The organism is uncultured Roseobacter sp. (assembly GCF_947499265.1).
Taxonomy (GTDB): Bacteria; Pseudomonadota; Alphaproteobacteria; order Rhodobacterales; family Rhodobacteraceae; genus Roseobacter.
This window is the reverse complement of record NZ_CANMNK010000002.1, coordinates 595,403-610,582: the sequence shown is the minus strand read 5'-3', so window position 1 is coordinate 610,582 and position 15,180 is coordinate 595,403. Positions and strand designations below refer to the sequence as shown.

Below are 15,180 nucleotides of genomic sequence, written 5' to 3'. Positions count from 1 at the left end.
CCTTTCAAGTGAGTTTTCTTGCCTGATTTTCTGCCGTTTAACCGATCAGCGGTCCACCCGGACCGATGGTCTCATCATAGTGGCGCTTGAGCCGCATCAGCGCGATGCGCAGCACGATCTTGCCGGACCGCGCGGACCAGCCCAGCTTTTTCTCCGCGGTTTCCAACCCTTCCAGATAGCAACAGCAGCGCAGCACAACGTCGGACAGACCGGGACCTAGATCAGCCAAGGCATCCGCAACACGTTTGCGCGCATTTGAAGGGCCATCGCCCACACCGCTGTCGGGCACAAAGCTGCCGCGCCCGCCGGAGGTCAGAAAACGGTCCCAGTTCTGCGCGACGCGCGGCCCCATCTGCGCCAGTTCAAAGTCCTCGCGCAGCCGTTCGCCAACAGTGACCAGATCATCGCTGAGGAAGTTTTCGCCGTTCTTGTCGCGCCGCCGCGCCAGCGCCGTCAGCGGGCTTTCCGCCAGATTATAGCGCATCCGGCGCGGGCGACCGGTGTCGACATCCGGTACCGTTTTCACGCCCCAGCTGCGATGCTGTTCCGCGAAATCAACCGGCGCCTCGGCGAAACCGCCAGCCGTCGTGTTACCATCACTATCCAGCAGATCTTCAAGGGCAGCACGCCCTGCCGGCGTGATGGTATAGCGGGTGATCTTGCCGGAGGTCTGGGCCGAAATCCATTCCTTCAGCGCCATGGCCTCGGCAATCTTGCGCGACACGACGCCTGTACGCGTGGCCTGTGCACCTGCCCCGTCGCGGACGATCACCGCTTTTTCCATCTCCGCAGCAACCGCCAGAACGGCACCCTTTTCACAGAGTCTGCGCAGAACACGCACACCTTCTGCGCGCAGAGAGGCTTCGCTGGGCGGGTTGTTTCCAGCATCCGTCGGAGCCGTGATACGATCTTGAAAACTCATGCGCGATAGGTCCTTTTTGTTCTCTAGAGCAGCGTTAGAACGGGGAACAAAATGCGCAGCACCCAAAGCCTTGAGGGCGGCATCAACCAGTGGATCGTCACGCCGTGTCTCAACCCGCCGGATCTGGCGCAGTATCGTTGAGGCGTGGCAGCCTGCCGCGCGCGCGAGCGCCCTGATCGGCAGTCCTGCTTCGGTATGAGCGAGGTAGACCTGCGCCGCTGCCGGGACCCAATCGGGCAATACAGCCGTATTCGGATCGCAGGGTTGCAATGGCGTGTGTCCCATCTCTTTCATTTGATCGATACCGGCGTCATATTGTACTATGGTTGATCCCAAAATATACAACACAACCTAAAGAGGAATTAGTTACCCGTTCGTTAACAGTTTCTGATTTAGCGAGTATTGTCTCTAAATTATAAACAGTATTTAAACCTCCGAACGCCCCAATATTGCCAAACGCAACAGTATGGACCGGGCGGGTTCAGAGGGCCGCGCGCGCCAAGCGCCTTTGCGCGATCCACCGACAAAACCCCTCCACTTCAAAGTGTTAACAAGTTCCTAAACCCTCCGAGCGTGGATCGACCGGCCTGCGCAACAGGCAAATTGTCCATGTAGTATCGACACCAGAAGGACAGAAATGTCCTCAGGGGAAAGACGGTACAAAGGAATACAAAAATGCAAGATCTGCTCTCAATGCTGCACGCCATTCGACGTCCACCACTGCTGATGCGCGCGGCGCGTATTGGTGCTGAGGACTACCGGCGGTCGGTCCATCTGCCACGCCTTTTGGGATATGGCGTTCTACCCAGACATGGCTCTGCCCTGTTCCGATTGATCGAGATCGAAGCAGATCTGAACACGCAACGGACCAGCGGTGACACCAGCTACAGCCTGATCCGCCACGTCGATGTGCTGATCGCGATGCTGGGCGAAGCCCGCGTGCTGCGCGCCTCGCAAGCTGCCTGAAAGGGCTACATGAAGCTGTCAGGGGCTTCGGATTTCTTACGCGCAACGAAATCGGAAATCGCCTCGTTGATCGCAGGATCCAACGCGGGCTGCTGATAGTCACCCAACATCTTCTCGACCCGCAGGCTGGCCAGAGTTTGCGTGTCGCGTGCGCCTTCATCTTCCCAGGTTTCAAATGGCTTGTAATCCAGGAGGTCTGATTTCCAGAACGCTGACTGGAAGTTCTTCTGCGTATGTTCGCACCCCAGATAGTGCCCCCCTGGGCCGACCTCGCGAATGGCGTCCATGGCCTGGGCGTTTTCATCGATGGACACGCCCTGCGCCAGATGATGCAGCGTGCCCAGCTGGTCTGCATCCATCACGAATTTCTCAAAGGATGACACCAAACCGCCTTCAAGCCAGCCGCAGGAATGCAGCATGAAATTCACCCCGGCCAGCAGCCCCATGTTCAGGCTGTTCGAGGTCTCATAAGCGGCCTGTGCATCGGGCAACTTCGATCCGCAGAATGATCCGGCTGAGCGATAGGGCAAGCCAAGACGCCGCGCCAACTGCCCTGCTCCATAGGTGATATGCGCCGCCTCGGGGGTGCCAAATGTCGGCGCACCCGAGTTCATGTCGATCGACGTCACGAACGCGCCCATGATCACCGGCGCGCCCGGACGTATCAGCTGGCTGTAGGCAATTCCGGCCAGCACCTCCGCCAGCACCTGCGTCAAGGTCCCGGCCACCGATACCGGCGCCATCGCCCCGCCAACAATAAAGGGCGAAATGATGCAGGCCTGATTGTTCGTGGCGTAAACCTCTAACGCGCCCATCATCACGTCATCGAAAGTCATCGGCGAGTTGATGTTGATCAGCGAGGTCATTACCGTGTTTTGCTGCACGAAGTCCTCGCCAAACAGCAGCCCACACATGTCCACCGAATCCTGGGCGCGCGAAGGCTCCGTCACCGACCCCATGAAGGGCTTGTCGCTCAGCGTCATATGCGCCTGCAGCATATCGAGGTGGCGCTTGTTCACCGGCAGATCGGTCGGTTCACAAACCGTGCCACCGGAGTGATGCAGCCATTTCGACATATAGCCCAGCTTCACGAATTTGCGGAAATCCTCCATCGTCGCATAGCGACGCCCCCCCAACGCATCGCGCACGAAAGGCGGGCCGTAAACCGGGGCCAACACCAGATTGCGCCCGCCGACCTCCACGGTGCGCGCCGGGTTGCGCGCATGTTGCGTGTAGCTGGAAGGTGCCGTTTTACAAAGCTGGCGCGCCAGCCCGCGCGGAATACGCACCCGCTCCCCATCGACATCCGCGCCGGCATCCCGCCACCGTTGCAGAGCCGCCGGATTTTCCACGAAATTGACACCAACCTCTTCCAGCACGATCTCGGCATTGGTTTCGATGATTTCCAACGCTTCCTCGGTCAGGACTTCGAAGTTGGGAATGTTGCGCTCGATGAAACGGGCGGTCTCAAAGGACACAGCGCTGCGCTCTGCGCGTCGGGCCGCACCGCCGCCACCACGCCCGCGTCGACCTCTACGCTCTGCTGCTTCCGCCATCTTTCGTCTCCCGGTAGGTTATTGAGCAGGTGCTACCCTATTCGACGGTTGCATTCATGCGTATAGCGGCCTTGCAGGGAAAAAAGCGACATTGGCCGCGCCGCCCGCTTCTTCTGGCCGAAAATATCCCGGGGGTATGGGGGCTGGCCCCCATTCCGACCCTTGCCACTTGGCCGCGCCGCCCCTAATCAGCACCTATGAACACTCAAGATCATGACCGCCTTCTCATCATCGACTTTGGCAGCCAGGTCACGCAATTGATTGCGCGACGATTGCGCGAACTCAATGTCTACTGCGAAATCCATCCTTTCAATTCGGTTGATGAAGCATTTCTGACTGAATTTGCGCCCAAAGCGGTGATCTTCTCTGGCGGGCCCTCGTCGGTGTTTGCCGATGGCGCACCAATGCCCCCCAAAGGTGTTTTCGAACTAGGCGTTCCGATCCTTGGCATCTGCTACGGACAGCAGGTGATGATGCATTGCCTTGGCGGCAAGGTGGAACGCGGGCACGGCACAGCGGAATTCGGACGCGCCTATGTGACACCCGAAGCGCGCCAACTGGCACTGCTGGAAGGCTGGTTTGAAGCAGACCGCGAACAGGTCTGGATGAGCCATGGCGATCACGTCAGTGAAATCGCGCCTGGGTTTGAAGTCTATGGCACCTCGCCCAACGCACCCTTCGCGATCACCGGGGACACGGCGCGGGAGTTCTACGCGGTGCAATTCCATCCCGAAGTGCACCACACCCCCAATGGCGCAAAGCTCTATGAGAATTTCGTGCGTCTGGCCGGGTTCAAAGGCGATTGGACCATGGGCGCCTATCGCGAAGAAGCGATTCAGCGGATCAGGGACCAGGTCGGCACCCGGCGAGTGATCTGCGCCTTGTCAGGCGGCGTCGATTCGTCGGTCGCCGCGGTGCTGATCCACGAAGCGATCGGCGAGCAACTCACCTGTGTCTACGTGGACCACGGTTTGATGCGCAAAGGCGAAAGCGAACAGGTCGTGGGCATGTTCCGCGAACATTACAATCTGCCGCTGATCCACGCAGACGAATCCGATCTCTTCCTGGGCAAGCTCGAAGGTGTCAGCGACCCCGAAACCAAGCGCAAGATCATTGGCGGTTTGTTCATCGAAGTCTTCGAAAGACATGCCAAGGAAATGGGCGGCGCCGATTTCCTGGCCCAGGGCACGCTTTACCCCGATGTTATCGAATCGGTGAGCTTTTCCGGCGGGCCGTCCGTAACCATCAAATCGCACCACAATGTGGGCGGCCTGCCGGAACGCATGAACATGCAGTTGGTCGAACCTCTGCGCGAGCTTTTCAAGGATGAGGTGCGCGCGCTGGGGCGTGAGTTGGGCCTACCCGACAGCTTCATTGGCCGGCATCCTTTCCCGGGACCGGGTCTTGCGATCCGCTGTCCCGGCGAGATCACCCGCGAAAAGCTGGACATCCTGCGCGAGGCCGATGCGGTCTATATCGATCAAATCAGAAAACATGGCCTCTATGACCAAATCTGGCAGGCATTTGTCGCCATCCTACCGGTGCGCACGGTCGGGGTGATGGGCGATGGGCGCACCTATGATTTTGCCTGTGCGCTACGGGCGGTGACATCGGTGGATGGGATGACGGCGGATTACTATCCTTTCAGCCACGAGTTTCTGGGGGAAACGGCGACGCGGATTATCAACGAAGTGCCGGGTATCAACCGGGTCACTTATGACATCACGTCGAAACCACCAGGCACCATTGAGTGGGAATGACAATCTCCAGAGAGATTTTTGCCTTCGGCGAGGATATTTTCGGCCAGAAGAAGCACGCGGTATGAGCCCCACCTTCAAGGCGGCGCTTTGGATGATGGGGTCCATCGCGTCTTTTTCCTCGATGGCTGTGGCAGGCCGGGAGCTGGCATCCGAGCTCGATACCTTCGAGATCATGATGTACCGCAGCCTCTTCGGGACGCTGATCGTGGTATTTTTGGCGGCGGTCACCGGCACATGGCGCCAGATCAATACCGGCAATATGCCGGTACACATCATCCGCAACATGGCGCATTTCACCGGCCAGAACCTGTGGTTTTACGCGGTGACGGTCATCCCCCTGGCGCAGGTTTTCGCGTTGGAATTTACCTCGCCTCTCTGGGTAATCGTGCTTTCGCCGTTCCTGCTGGGAGAAAGACTAACGTTCACCCGCGGCGTGGCAGCGGTGATGGGGTTCATTGGGATCCTGATCGTAGCGCGCCCTGATATGGCCGGCATCAACGCGGGCGTTGTCACGGCGGCCTCTTCTGCCATTTTCTTCGCGCTCACCATCATGTTCACCAAACGCCTGACCCGCACGCAGAGCATCACCTGCATCCTCTTCTACCTGACAACCATGCAACTGGTTTTCGGGATTGTCGCCGCCGGGTACGACGGGGATACCGCGCTGCCCTCCTCACAAGGGTTGCCCTTTGTCATGCTGATCGGTGCGGCGGGTCTCATGGCGCATTACTGCATGACAAATGCGCTGGCCATTGCACCTGCGACGGTGGTCGTTCCCATTGACTTCATTCGCCTGCCCGCCATCGCGGTTGTCGGCACGCTGCTTTATAATGAGCCCATCGAGATTTGGGTCGTTTTGGGGGCCTTGATCATTTTCGCCGGCAACTACTTGAACATTTGGTCGGAGACCCGACAAAGAAATTGATTTTACGTGAGGTCACAACGCAATATGCCCTAGCGTCAATAATTGACCGAAAGAGCAATCGTGCTTAAGTGCCCGCGCCTGTTCCGCAACAATGCATTATCCAACTCAGGCGAATCTTCTGGGGAGGAGATCAATGAAATCGTATCTTACAAGTGCAACGGTATTGTGTCTTGCATCGGGCGCCGCCCACGCGGGTGCATTGGACCGCACCGGCCAATCCGTCGACGTATTGTTCGAGACCGGACGGTATGGTGAATTCAGCTTCGCCACCGTCTCGCCCGATCTGTCGGGGAACACCGCGACCCCGTTTTTGACAAACGGCAGTGGCTCCGGCGACATCTCACCATCCTACACGGTGTTTTCTGCCGCCTATAAGGCCGACATCAACAACACCTGGTCGTACGCCCTGATCTTGGACGAACCTTTCAAGGCCGATGTAAATTATGCGGACGGCACCGGGTACTTTGCGCAGGGTTCGATTGCCGAATTTCAATCCTATGCCCTGACTGGTTTGCTGCAGTACAACACACCCACCGGGTTCAGTGTCTACGGTGGCCTGCGTCTTCAATCGATAGAAGCTAGCGCGGCCATTGATTTTGCGGCATTTGGCTTGGACTACACAGCACAGGCTGACCGCGACTGGGGCATTGGCTACGTCGCCGGCGTTGCCTACGAGCGCCCCGATATCGCCCTTCGTGTGTCTTTGACCTACAACTCTGAAGTTGCGCATCGCGTCAATACGACTGAAACCATTGTCCCGTCACCCGTTCCGTTTGGCTCAACCACAGAAGTGGAGACACCGCAATCCGTAAACCTCGCCTTTCAGACCGGGGTTGCACCAGGAACGTTGCTCTTTGGCGGTGTGCGCTGGGTGGATTGGTCCGATTTCGACCTGACACCTAACGTATATCTTGGGGCAACCGGCGGATCGCTGCTCAGCTACGAAGATGATGTCTATACCTACACGCTCGGTATTGGCCGCCGTTTGAACGATACATGGTCCATCGCCGCCACACTGGGTTATGAAGAAACCAATGGCAGCTTCTTCACCAATCTTGGTCCCTCCGACGGTCAGGAAAGCATCGGTCTGGCTGCGATCTACAACAAGGGTAACATGAAGATCACCACAGGCATCCGCTACGTGCGCATCGGTGATACGGTCACACGTGCCGGACCGTTTGCCCCGGCGGCCCGGTTTGACGGCAACGATGCCATCGCCTTTGGCGTGAAGGTTGGCTACAACTTCTGATCCCCCGAACACATGGATCAGATGCCCCCGCAAGCACGCGCTTGCGGGGGCTTTTTTTGCGCATGATCCGGGTGGCCGGATCAAAGGCGTCTGCGTAAGGTGCCCGGATGATTGAGCAGACAACCATATCTTCGAGAGCATGGGCGGCGCTGGTATTACTGGCGTTGATCTGGGGCGCGTCTTTTGTCTCCATCCGGATCGCGCTGGATGAGATTGGCCCGCTGACTTCTGTGGCGCATCGCACCTTCTGGGCGATGCTCGTGCTGTGGCTGGTGGTTGCGGTCATGCGGCTTCCCGTCCCGCGCGATCCGGCCATTTGGGGGGCCTTCCTGATCATGGGGCTGCTCAACAACGTCATTCCCTTCGGTCTGATGGCCTGGGGGCAGCTTCATATTGAAAGCGGCCTGACCTCTATTTTGAACGCCGCCACGGCCGTTTTTGGCGTTCTGCTCGCCGCAATCTTCTTTGCCGACGAGCGCCTCAGCCCCCGCAAGGTCATCGGCGTCACCCTTGGGTTTGCAGGCGTGGCCACGGCAATCGGGCTTGAAAACCTGCGCGACTTTGATCTGCGGTCACTGGCGCAGCTCGCGGTGCTGGGCGGCACCGTTTCCTACGCACTGGCCGGTGTCTGGGCGCGCAAGATGCTGGCGGGTCTCGCCCCGCAGGTGGCGGCAGCGGGCATGCTGACCGGATCGACACTGGTTACCCTGCCGCTGGCGCTGATCATGGAAGGGCCGATGCGGTTTGATCTGCAGACGGACACCCTTTTTGCCATCGCCTATTACGCCGTGATCGCCACGGCGGGGGCCTATCTGCTCTACTATTACGTGCTCGCCCGCGCAGGCAGCGGCAACCTGCTGCTGGTCACATTGCTGATCGCTCCGGTCGGGATTGTCCTCGGGGCGCTCATCTTGGGCGAAGCGCTCAATCCAAACGCTTATGCCGGTTTTGGCCTGCTGGCGCTGGGTCTGATCATCCTGGACGGCAGGCTCTGGCACAGGCTGCGCAAAACCCGTCCCCTCGCGGCTGATTGATTGACCGTCCCGGACCACGCCGCTAGGACTTGCCTAACGTCATTTGCCGCAAGGTCCGCACCCCATGCTTTATTCTTCTGCCGCCGATTGGCGGGCCGCCCCGCGCAAATCCGTGCTGGTCTACGGGATGTCGGGATTGGGCAAAACCCATATGTCCAATCTGCTGCGCGCCAGCGGGGACTGGTTCCACTACTCGATCGATTATCGCATCGGCACCCGCTACATGGGCGAATACATCACCGACAACGCCAAGGCCGAGGCGATGAAGGTGCCCTTTCTGCGCGACCTGCTGATGAGCGACAGCATCTACATCGGCTCCAACATCACCTTCGACAATCTGGCCCCCGTGGCCACCTATCTGGGCAAACCCGGCAATCCGGCCAAAGGCGGGCTGCCGATGGACGAATACGCCCGGCGACAGGAGCAGTTCCGTCAGGCAGAGATCTCCGCGCTCTACGATACCGCGCATTTTGCCGAACGGGCCGAGGCGCTCTATGGCTATCCGCATTTCATCTGCGATTCCGGCGGGTCGATCTGTGAATGGGTGGAGGCCGCGGATGACGAGGACGCGCTGATGCGCGATCTGTCCGCGCATTGCCTGCTGATCTGGATCAAGGGCGACGCAGCGCATACCCAGGAACTCATCCGGCGCTTTGACCGGGCGCCGAAACCCATGGCCTATCAACCTCCGTTTCTGATGCAGGTCTGGCAGGAATATCTGAATGAAAACAAATGCGTTGAAGCCGATGTTGATCCCGATGACTTTATCCGCTTCACCTATGCGCGGGCGCTGGCTCACAGGCAACCAAGGTATGGGTCGATGTCGCGCTGGGGCGTCACGGTCACCGCGGATCAGGTCGCTGCGTTAAAGACACCACAGGATTTTGACGATCTGATTGCAAGCTGCCTGTAACGCGCGTCACCGACCTGTGAGCGCGCCCCTCTTGAGCCCCCCCTGACAACCGACTATCTGCCTTGCCTGACTAAGTTCTGGAAAAAACCCATGCCGATCAAGATACCCGCCGACCTGCCTGCCTATGACGTGCTGACGCGCGAAGGGGTGATGGTGCTCGACGAGGATCAGGCGGCCACACAGGACATCCGGCCCCTGCGCATCGGTCTTTTGAACCTGATGCCCAAGAAGATTCAGACGGAAAACCAGTTCGCACGGCTGATCGGGGCGACACCTTTGCAGATCGAGCTGAGCCTCATTCGCATGTCAGAACACAAGACCAAGAACACCGCCTCCGAGCATATGGCGAGTTTCTACCGCCCGTTTCAGGAGGTGAAACACGAGAAATTCGACGGGCTGATCATCACCGGCGCCCCCATCGAGCATCTGCCCTTCCCGGATGTCACCTATTGGGATGAGCTGCTTGAGGTCATGGACTGGACGCAGACCAATGTGCAGTCGACCTTTGGCGTGTGCTGGGGGGGCATGGCGATGATCAATCACTTTCACGGGGTCGATAAACACATGCTGGGGGCCAAGGCCTTTGGCTGTTTCCGGCACCGCAATCTGGAACCGGCCTCGCCCTATCTGCGCGGGTTTTCGGATGACTGCGTGATCCCGGTGTCGCGCTGGACCGAAATGCGCCAGGATGAAATTGACACTGCATCCGGTCTCAGGACGCTGCTCGGCAGCGATGAGGTGGGCCCCTGTCTGGTCGAGGATCCGGAGCACCGCGCGCTCTATATCTTCAACCATTTCGAATATGACCGCGACACGCTGAAACAGGAATATGACCGCGACGTGGCCGACGGCAGCGCGATCACTCTGCCCGCGAATTACTACCCCGACGATGACCCGACGCAGATGCCCCTGAACCGCTGGCGCAGCCATGCGCATCTGCTTTACGGCAATTGGATCAACGAGATTTACCAATCCACCCCTTTCGAGATGTCGCGCATTGGGACCTAGGATGTTGATGGTAGGCCTCCTTGTCACCCTGGCGGTGGTCGGCACAGTGCAATGGCGCGCCAATGCGCGCGAAGCACAGGCCGCGGACGCCTACCCCCCCAGCGGCCAGATCATCGAGGTGGACGGCACACAGGTACACCTGACCATGTCCGGGAGCGGGCCCGATCTGGTGCTGATCCACGGCGCCAGCGGGTCGCTGCGAGACTACACCTTTGATCTGGTGGGTCGGCTGAAAGACCGCTACCGGGTCATTGCGCTGGACCGTCCCGGACTGGGCTGGAGCGACCGGCCACACCCCGGCTATGGCGGTGTCTGGAACACATCAGCGGAACCACCCGCCTTGCAAGCCCGCGTTTTGCAGGCAGCAGCGGATGCCGTCGGGGTGAAACGCCCGATTGTCCTGGGTCATTCCTTCGGCGGTGCCGTGGCGCTGGCCTGGGCGTTGGAACGCCCCGAGGAGACCGCAGGGCTTGTTTTGCTGGGTGCCGCCTCAAACCCCTGGCCCGGCGATCTTGGCGCGCTCTATCAGATCAACTCTTCCCGCCTAGGCAGCGCTCTGGTGATCCCGTTGATCACCGCTTTTGCACCACATTCCAGAATAGAAGACACAGTCGCGTCCATTTTCACACCGCAGCAGATGCCTGCGGGTTATCTGGAACACATCGGTCCGGAGATGTCATTGCGCCGCACCACGCTGCGCGCCAATGCCCAACAGGTGAACAATCTGCGCCCCTATATCGTCGATATGGCAAAGCGCTACCCCGACCTGACGTTGCCGGTGGAAATCCTGCATGGCACCGAAGATACGATTGTGCCGCTGCGGGTGCATTCCGAGCCGCTGGCGCAATTGCTGCCGAATGCGATGCTGACCCGGCTGGAAGGTGTGGGACACATGCCACACCATGCGGAACCTGAGACAATTGTTGCCGCGATTGACCGCGTGGCGGCGCGCGCGGGTTTGCGTTAAGCCTGTTAACATCCCATATTAAAACAGACACCCGCCTCCGGAGGCCCCATGACTCTGCCCTTTGACGGTGAAATCAGCCGCTTTTTCGAGACCGAAGCCCCCAAAGACATTCGAGATGCGATCAAGCGGGGGGAAAAGGACGATATCCTGTCACCAACCTATCCGCATGGCGAGCGCCTGGCGCGCAAACCCTATGAAAAAGCGCTGGCAACCCTGCAGATCGAGCTGGTGAAAATGCAGTCCTGGGCCAAAACCAGTGGCGCCCGGATCGTGATCGTTTTCGAAGGTCGGGACGGCGCCGGAAAAGGCGGTACAATCAGTCGCTTCCGCTCTAACCTTAATCCACGTGGCGCGCGTATTGTCGCCCTGTCCAAACCAACAGAAACCGAGGCCACACAATGGTATTTCCAACGCTACACCGGCCATATGCCAAGCGCGGGGGAAATGGTTTTCTTTGACCGCAGCTGGTACAATCGCGGCGTTGTCGAAAAGGTCTTCGATTTCTGCACCGACGCGCAGCGCGAGCAGTTTTTCGGTCAGGTCGGACCCTTCGAGGATTTGATTGCCGATGACAACGTCGTTCTTTTCAAATTCTGGCTGAATGTGGGGCGTGCCGAACAATTGCGCCGCCTGTTGAAACGGGAAGCTGATCCGCTCAAGCAATGGAAACTGAGCTGGATCGATGTGGAGGGCCTCAAGCGCTGGGATGCTTATACCGATGCGATCAGTGAGACCCTGACGCGCAGCCATAGCAAAACCGCACCCTGGACCGTTGTGCGGTCAGACGACAAGCGCCGCGCGCGGATCAATGCCATTCGAACCGTGCTGCATGGCTTGGACTACGACAGGAAAAACCCGCAAGCCATTGGAAAAATTGATAGATCTGTCTGCGGCGGTCCGGAAATCTGGGATGCCTAAACGGGGCTATCATCATGGCAATCTGCGGCAGGCTTTGATCGACGCGGCGCTCGAGCTGATCGAAGCACGCGGGCCCATGGGGTTCACCCTCTCGGAAGCGGCCAAACAGGCAGGTGTCACACCCGCCGCCGTCTACCGCCATTTCGAGGGGCGCGAAGATCTGATCGCCGAGGCTGCCTTGCAGGGTTATGAAATCTTCGCAGACCTGATGGAATACGCCTATGAAAAGGGCCAACCGTCGGCCCTGGCGGCCTTTTCCGCAACCGGGCGGGCCTATCTGGCCTTTGCGCGCAAGTATCCGGGCCATTACATCGCGATGTTTGAAAGCGGTATCTCGATCAACCGCACGCCGGAACTGGCAGCCGTTGCAAACCGCGCCAGCGGGGTTCTGGAGAAAGCAGCAACCGGGCTAAGTCAACACATCCCAGAGGATAAACGCCCGCCCGCCTCCATGTTTTCGGCTCATATCTGGGCCTTGAGCCACGGTGTCGTTGAACTCTTCGCCCGAAATTCGCCGGGGCGCGCGTCACCCTTCCCGCCGGATGACCTTTTGGAAACGGGGATCGGGATTTACCTGCGCGGTCTTGGATTGATCAACCCGGACGATTGATTGGGCAGCGCCCTACGCGACCAGATAGGGCCGCAAGGCTGCCGCCTCGCGGGCATTCAGGGTCATCGTGACCGTGGCGCCGAATTGCTCATACCGGTTTTGCACGGCCGGAAAAATGCTCTTGAGCTCCTCGCGCTGCGCACTCTCCAAGGCTCCTACCGACCTGTCGGCATAGAAAAAGCTTTCCATCAACGCGCCATTGGCCCGCACGATCTGATGGCTGTCAAACATGAAATGAGTGTAGCTGATCCGCTCTTGCGGGCTGAGGTTCACGCCGGGTATGCCGCACAGATGCTTGGCCGCAACGAGCACTTCACGCTCCCCGAACAACAGCTCCGCCATGGCGTTTTCGACCCAGACGCGATGCTGCTGGGACACCAGCAATTCCGCGTCGTTGCCAATGGCACCAGGTGCAAAGCGCACAGGCGCAAAGGCACCTTTTCCGGAAACGTCCGTGGTGGAAACCCAGCGCACCGGCAGATCGCCTGACTCCCGTGTCCAGACGGCCTGACCCACGGTGATGTCCTGCACCGGTATCGGGCCATCCGCTGTGTCGATCAGCGTGCCTTCGGCAAAACAGGTGATGTAGTTTTCATAGCCCGAGGTGCCGGAATTCGTCCCGTCCACTTTTACATAGGACACACCGTCCTGAAGTGGCGCGCTGGTCGCATATCCCCAGACGTCGCTGAAATTGCCGTTTTGCGAAAACACGTAAATCGATATTCGGGGCCCGGTCGGGTTGCCCATGCTGTTTAGCGCGCGCACCTCGATGATGGATTCCGATTCCACCCCCGTCCCATCGGCGACGATGCCGCCACCGTCCGTGATCACATGGTTGGCGGCATTGTCGTCGTTGAAATTGCCAAAGCCGCCGCCGGTGTCATTCAACTCGATCTCGGTACCGCTGCCGGCGGTATATTGAAAGACCGTGCCATTCGGCGTGCTGGAGTTGTTGACAATCGGATTGCCGACAATGCCGCCATTATTGCTGGAGGTTACAATGAGACTGTCATTGTCGAAAGCTACGAAAGATCTAAGAACCATAATGACGCCGTGATAAACCATCTAAAGATTAACAATGTAGTGGGAATTTCCCGGAATTTGAAACACCAAGGGTCAAAATCGCGGGAAATAGCTGGAAATAGCCACTAAAATGCAACGTGCGCGATGTGATCCTGCAGGTGATCCGCCCCGTAAAACGCAAAAAGGCCGCCTCGGAAGGGCGGCCTTTTCGATAAGAGTACTGGCAGCTTAACGCTTGGAGAACTGGAAGCTCTTCCGTGCTTTGGCTTTACCGTATTTCTTCCGCTCAACCACGCGGCTGTCGCGGGTCAGGAAACCGGCCGCTTTGAGCGCGCCGCGCAGCGACGGATCATAAAGCTGCAGCGCTTTGGAGATACCGTGCTTGACCGCGCCCGCCTGACCAGAGAGACCGCCACCCTTGACGGTGGCAACCACGTCAAACTGACCTTCGGTCCCGGAGATGGAGAAGGGCTGCGCCAGGATCATCTGCAGCACGGGGCGTGCAAAGTAATCGTTCTGCGGCTTGCCATTCACGGTGACCTTACCGGAACCCGGCTTGATCCAGACACGGGCAACAGCGTCTTTGCGCTTGCCTGTGGCATAGGAACGGCCCAGATCGTCACGGACGGGCTCGCGCGCGACAACAACTTCGGCTTCGGGCGCTGCGACCTCAAGACCAGCGGCCTGGCCGAGCTCTTCGAGTGTGTTGATTTCTTCAGCCATGCTCATGCACTCCGGGTGTTTTTGCTGTTCATGGATTTCACGTCCAGAACTTCGGGGCTTTGCGCCTCATGTGGGTGATCGCCACCTGCATAGACACGCAGGTTGGTCATTTGCTGGCGGCTCAGACGGTTACCTGGCAGCATGCGCTTGACCGCGAGGGTGACGACACGCTCGGGGTGCGCACCTTCGAGGATCTGCGCCTTGGTGCGGGATTTGATGCCGCCCGGATGGCCGGTGTGCCAGTAATGGTGCTCTTCGCGCTTCTTGCCGGTCAGCTGGATCTTATCGGCGTTGATGACAATCACGTTGTCGCCCATATCCATGTGCGGTGTGAAGGAAGCTTTGTGTTTGCCGCGCAGACGTTGCGCGATGATCGAGGCAAGACGGCCCAGAACAACGCCCTCGGCGTCGATCAGGATCCATTTCTTGTCGATATCTGCGGGAGTTGCAGAGAAGGTTTTCATGGACGGTTCCCCGTTTGAGGTGACAGACCGGTACGGAAGCGCACGGGCCTCAATTCGATTGGGGCGTTATAAAGGAGGGAAATGTCACGTCAAGCAAGGGAATGTCGATTTAATCATTGTAAAACATATACTTACAAAATAG

General features: G+C 58.8%; 15 protein-coding genes. 10 read left to right on the top strand and 5 right to left on the bottom strand.

The window, feature by feature from the left end:
- Window positions 1-37: 37 nt before the first annotated feature.
- Window positions 38-1,207, bottom strand: a complete 1,170-nt coding sequence (locus Q1A63_RS07650) for a DUF6456 domain-containing protein (RefSeq protein ID WP_298969666.1) — start codon at window positions 1,205-1,207, stop codon at window positions 38-40.
- A 390-nt stretch (window positions 1,208-1,597) separates the two neighbouring features.
- On the opposite strand from Q1A63_RS07650, the gene Q1A63_RS07645 reads away from it, so the two are divergent.
- Window positions 1,598-1,888, top strand: coding sequence for a DUF6477 family protein (locus tag Q1A63_RS07645; protein WP_298969667.1), 291 nt, complete (start codon window positions 1,598-1,600; stop codon window positions 1,886-1,888).
- A gap of 5 nt (window positions 1,889-1,893) precedes the next feature.
- Here Q1A63_RS07645 and Q1A63_RS07640 read toward each other — a convergent pair whose 3' ends face one another.
- The gene (locus Q1A63_RS07640; protein WP_298969668.1) at window positions 1,894-3,444 is read right to left on the bottom strand and encodes a trimethylamine methyltransferase family protein; all 1,551 of its coding nucleotides are present in this window, start codon (window positions 3,442-3,444) and stop codon (window positions 1,894-1,896) included.
- 197 nt (window positions 3,445-3,641) lie between these two features.
- On the opposite strand from Q1A63_RS07640, the gene guaA reads away from it, so the two are divergent.
- From guaA to Q1A63_RS07595, 9 genes are all read left to right on the top strand, one after another.
- Window positions 3,642-5,204: a glutamine-hydrolyzing GMP synthase gene (gene guaA, locus Q1A63_RS07635; RefSeq protein WP_298969669.1), complete on the top strand. Its 1,563-nt coding sequence runs from the start codon at window positions 3,642-3,644 to the stop codon at window positions 5,202-5,204.
- A gap of 61 nt (window positions 5,205-5,265) precedes the next feature.
- The gene (locus Q1A63_RS07630) at window positions 5,266-6,129 is read left to right on the top strand and encodes a DMT family transporter (RefSeq protein WP_299631160.1); all 864 of its coding nucleotides are present in this window, start codon (window positions 5,266-5,268) and stop codon (window positions 6,127-6,129) included.
- A 133-nt stretch (window positions 6,130-6,262) separates the two neighbouring features.
- A complete protein-coding gene (locus tag Q1A63_RS07625; RefSeq protein WP_299631159.1) occupies window positions 6,263-7,378 on the top strand; it encodes an outer membrane protein transport protein in 1,116 nt (371 codons plus the stop codon).
- A 107-nt stretch (window positions 7,379-7,485) separates the two neighbouring features.
- Entirely contained in the window at window positions 7,486-8,412 is a 927-nt protein-coding gene (locus Q1A63_RS07620) for a DMT family transporter (RefSeq protein WP_299631158.1), read from the top strand.
- Between the two features lie 64 nt (window positions 8,413-8,476).
- The gene (locus Q1A63_RS07615; protein WP_299631157.1) at window positions 8,477-9,325 is read left to right on the top strand and encodes an ATPase; all 849 of its coding nucleotides are present in this window, start codon (window positions 8,477-8,479) and stop codon (window positions 9,323-9,325) included.
- Window positions 9,326-9,415: 90 nt separating this feature from the next.
- On the top strand, window positions 9,416-10,333 hold the full coding sequence (gene metA, locus Q1A63_RS07610) for a homoserine O-succinyltransferase (protein ID WP_299631156.1): 918 nt from the start codon (window positions 9,416-9,418) through the stop codon (window positions 10,331-10,333).
- A gap of 1 nt (window position 10,334) precedes the next feature.
- Complete coding sequence (locus Q1A63_RS07605; protein ID WP_299631155.1) at window positions 10,335-11,300, top strand: alpha/beta hydrolase; 966 nt, start codon at window positions 10,335-10,337, stop codon at window positions 11,298-11,300.
- 48 nt (window positions 11,301-11,348) lie between these two features.
- Complete coding sequence (gene ppk2 / locus Q1A63_RS07600; RefSeq protein WP_298969676.1) at window positions 11,349-12,218, top strand: polyphosphate kinase 2; 870 nt, start codon at window positions 11,349-11,351, stop codon at window positions 12,216-12,218.
- Window positions 12,211-12,828, top strand: a complete 618-nt coding sequence (locus tag Q1A63_RS07595; RefSeq protein ID WP_298969677.1) for a TetR/AcrR family transcriptional regulator — start codon at window positions 12,211-12,213, stop codon at window positions 12,826-12,828. The genes ppk2 and Q1A63_RS07595 overlap by 8 nt, the downstream gene beginning before the upstream one ends.
- A 12-nt stretch (window positions 12,829-12,840) precedes the next feature.
- On the opposite strand, the gene Q1A63_RS07590 is transcribed toward Q1A63_RS07595, so the two are convergent.
- The 3 genes from Q1A63_RS07590 to rplM form a co-directional block, all read right to left on the bottom strand.
- Window positions 12,841-13,872, bottom strand: coding sequence for a Hint domain-containing protein (locus tag Q1A63_RS07590; protein WP_298969678.1), 1,032 nt, complete (start codon window positions 13,870-13,872; stop codon window positions 12,841-12,843).
- A gap of 207 nt (window positions 13,873-14,079) precedes the next feature.
- On the bottom strand, window positions 14,080-14,574 hold the full coding sequence (rpsI, locus tag Q1A63_RS07585) for a 30S ribosomal protein S9 (protein WP_298969679.1): 495 nt from the start codon (window positions 14,572-14,574) through the stop codon (window positions 14,080-14,082).
- A gap of 2 nt (window positions 14,575-14,576) precedes the next feature.
- Window positions 14,577-15,038, bottom strand: a complete 462-nt coding sequence (rplM, locus tag Q1A63_RS07580) for a 50S ribosomal protein L13 (RefSeq protein ID WP_298969680.1) — start codon at window positions 15,036-15,038, stop codon at window positions 14,577-14,579.
- Window positions 15,039-15,180: the final 142 nt, after the last annotated feature.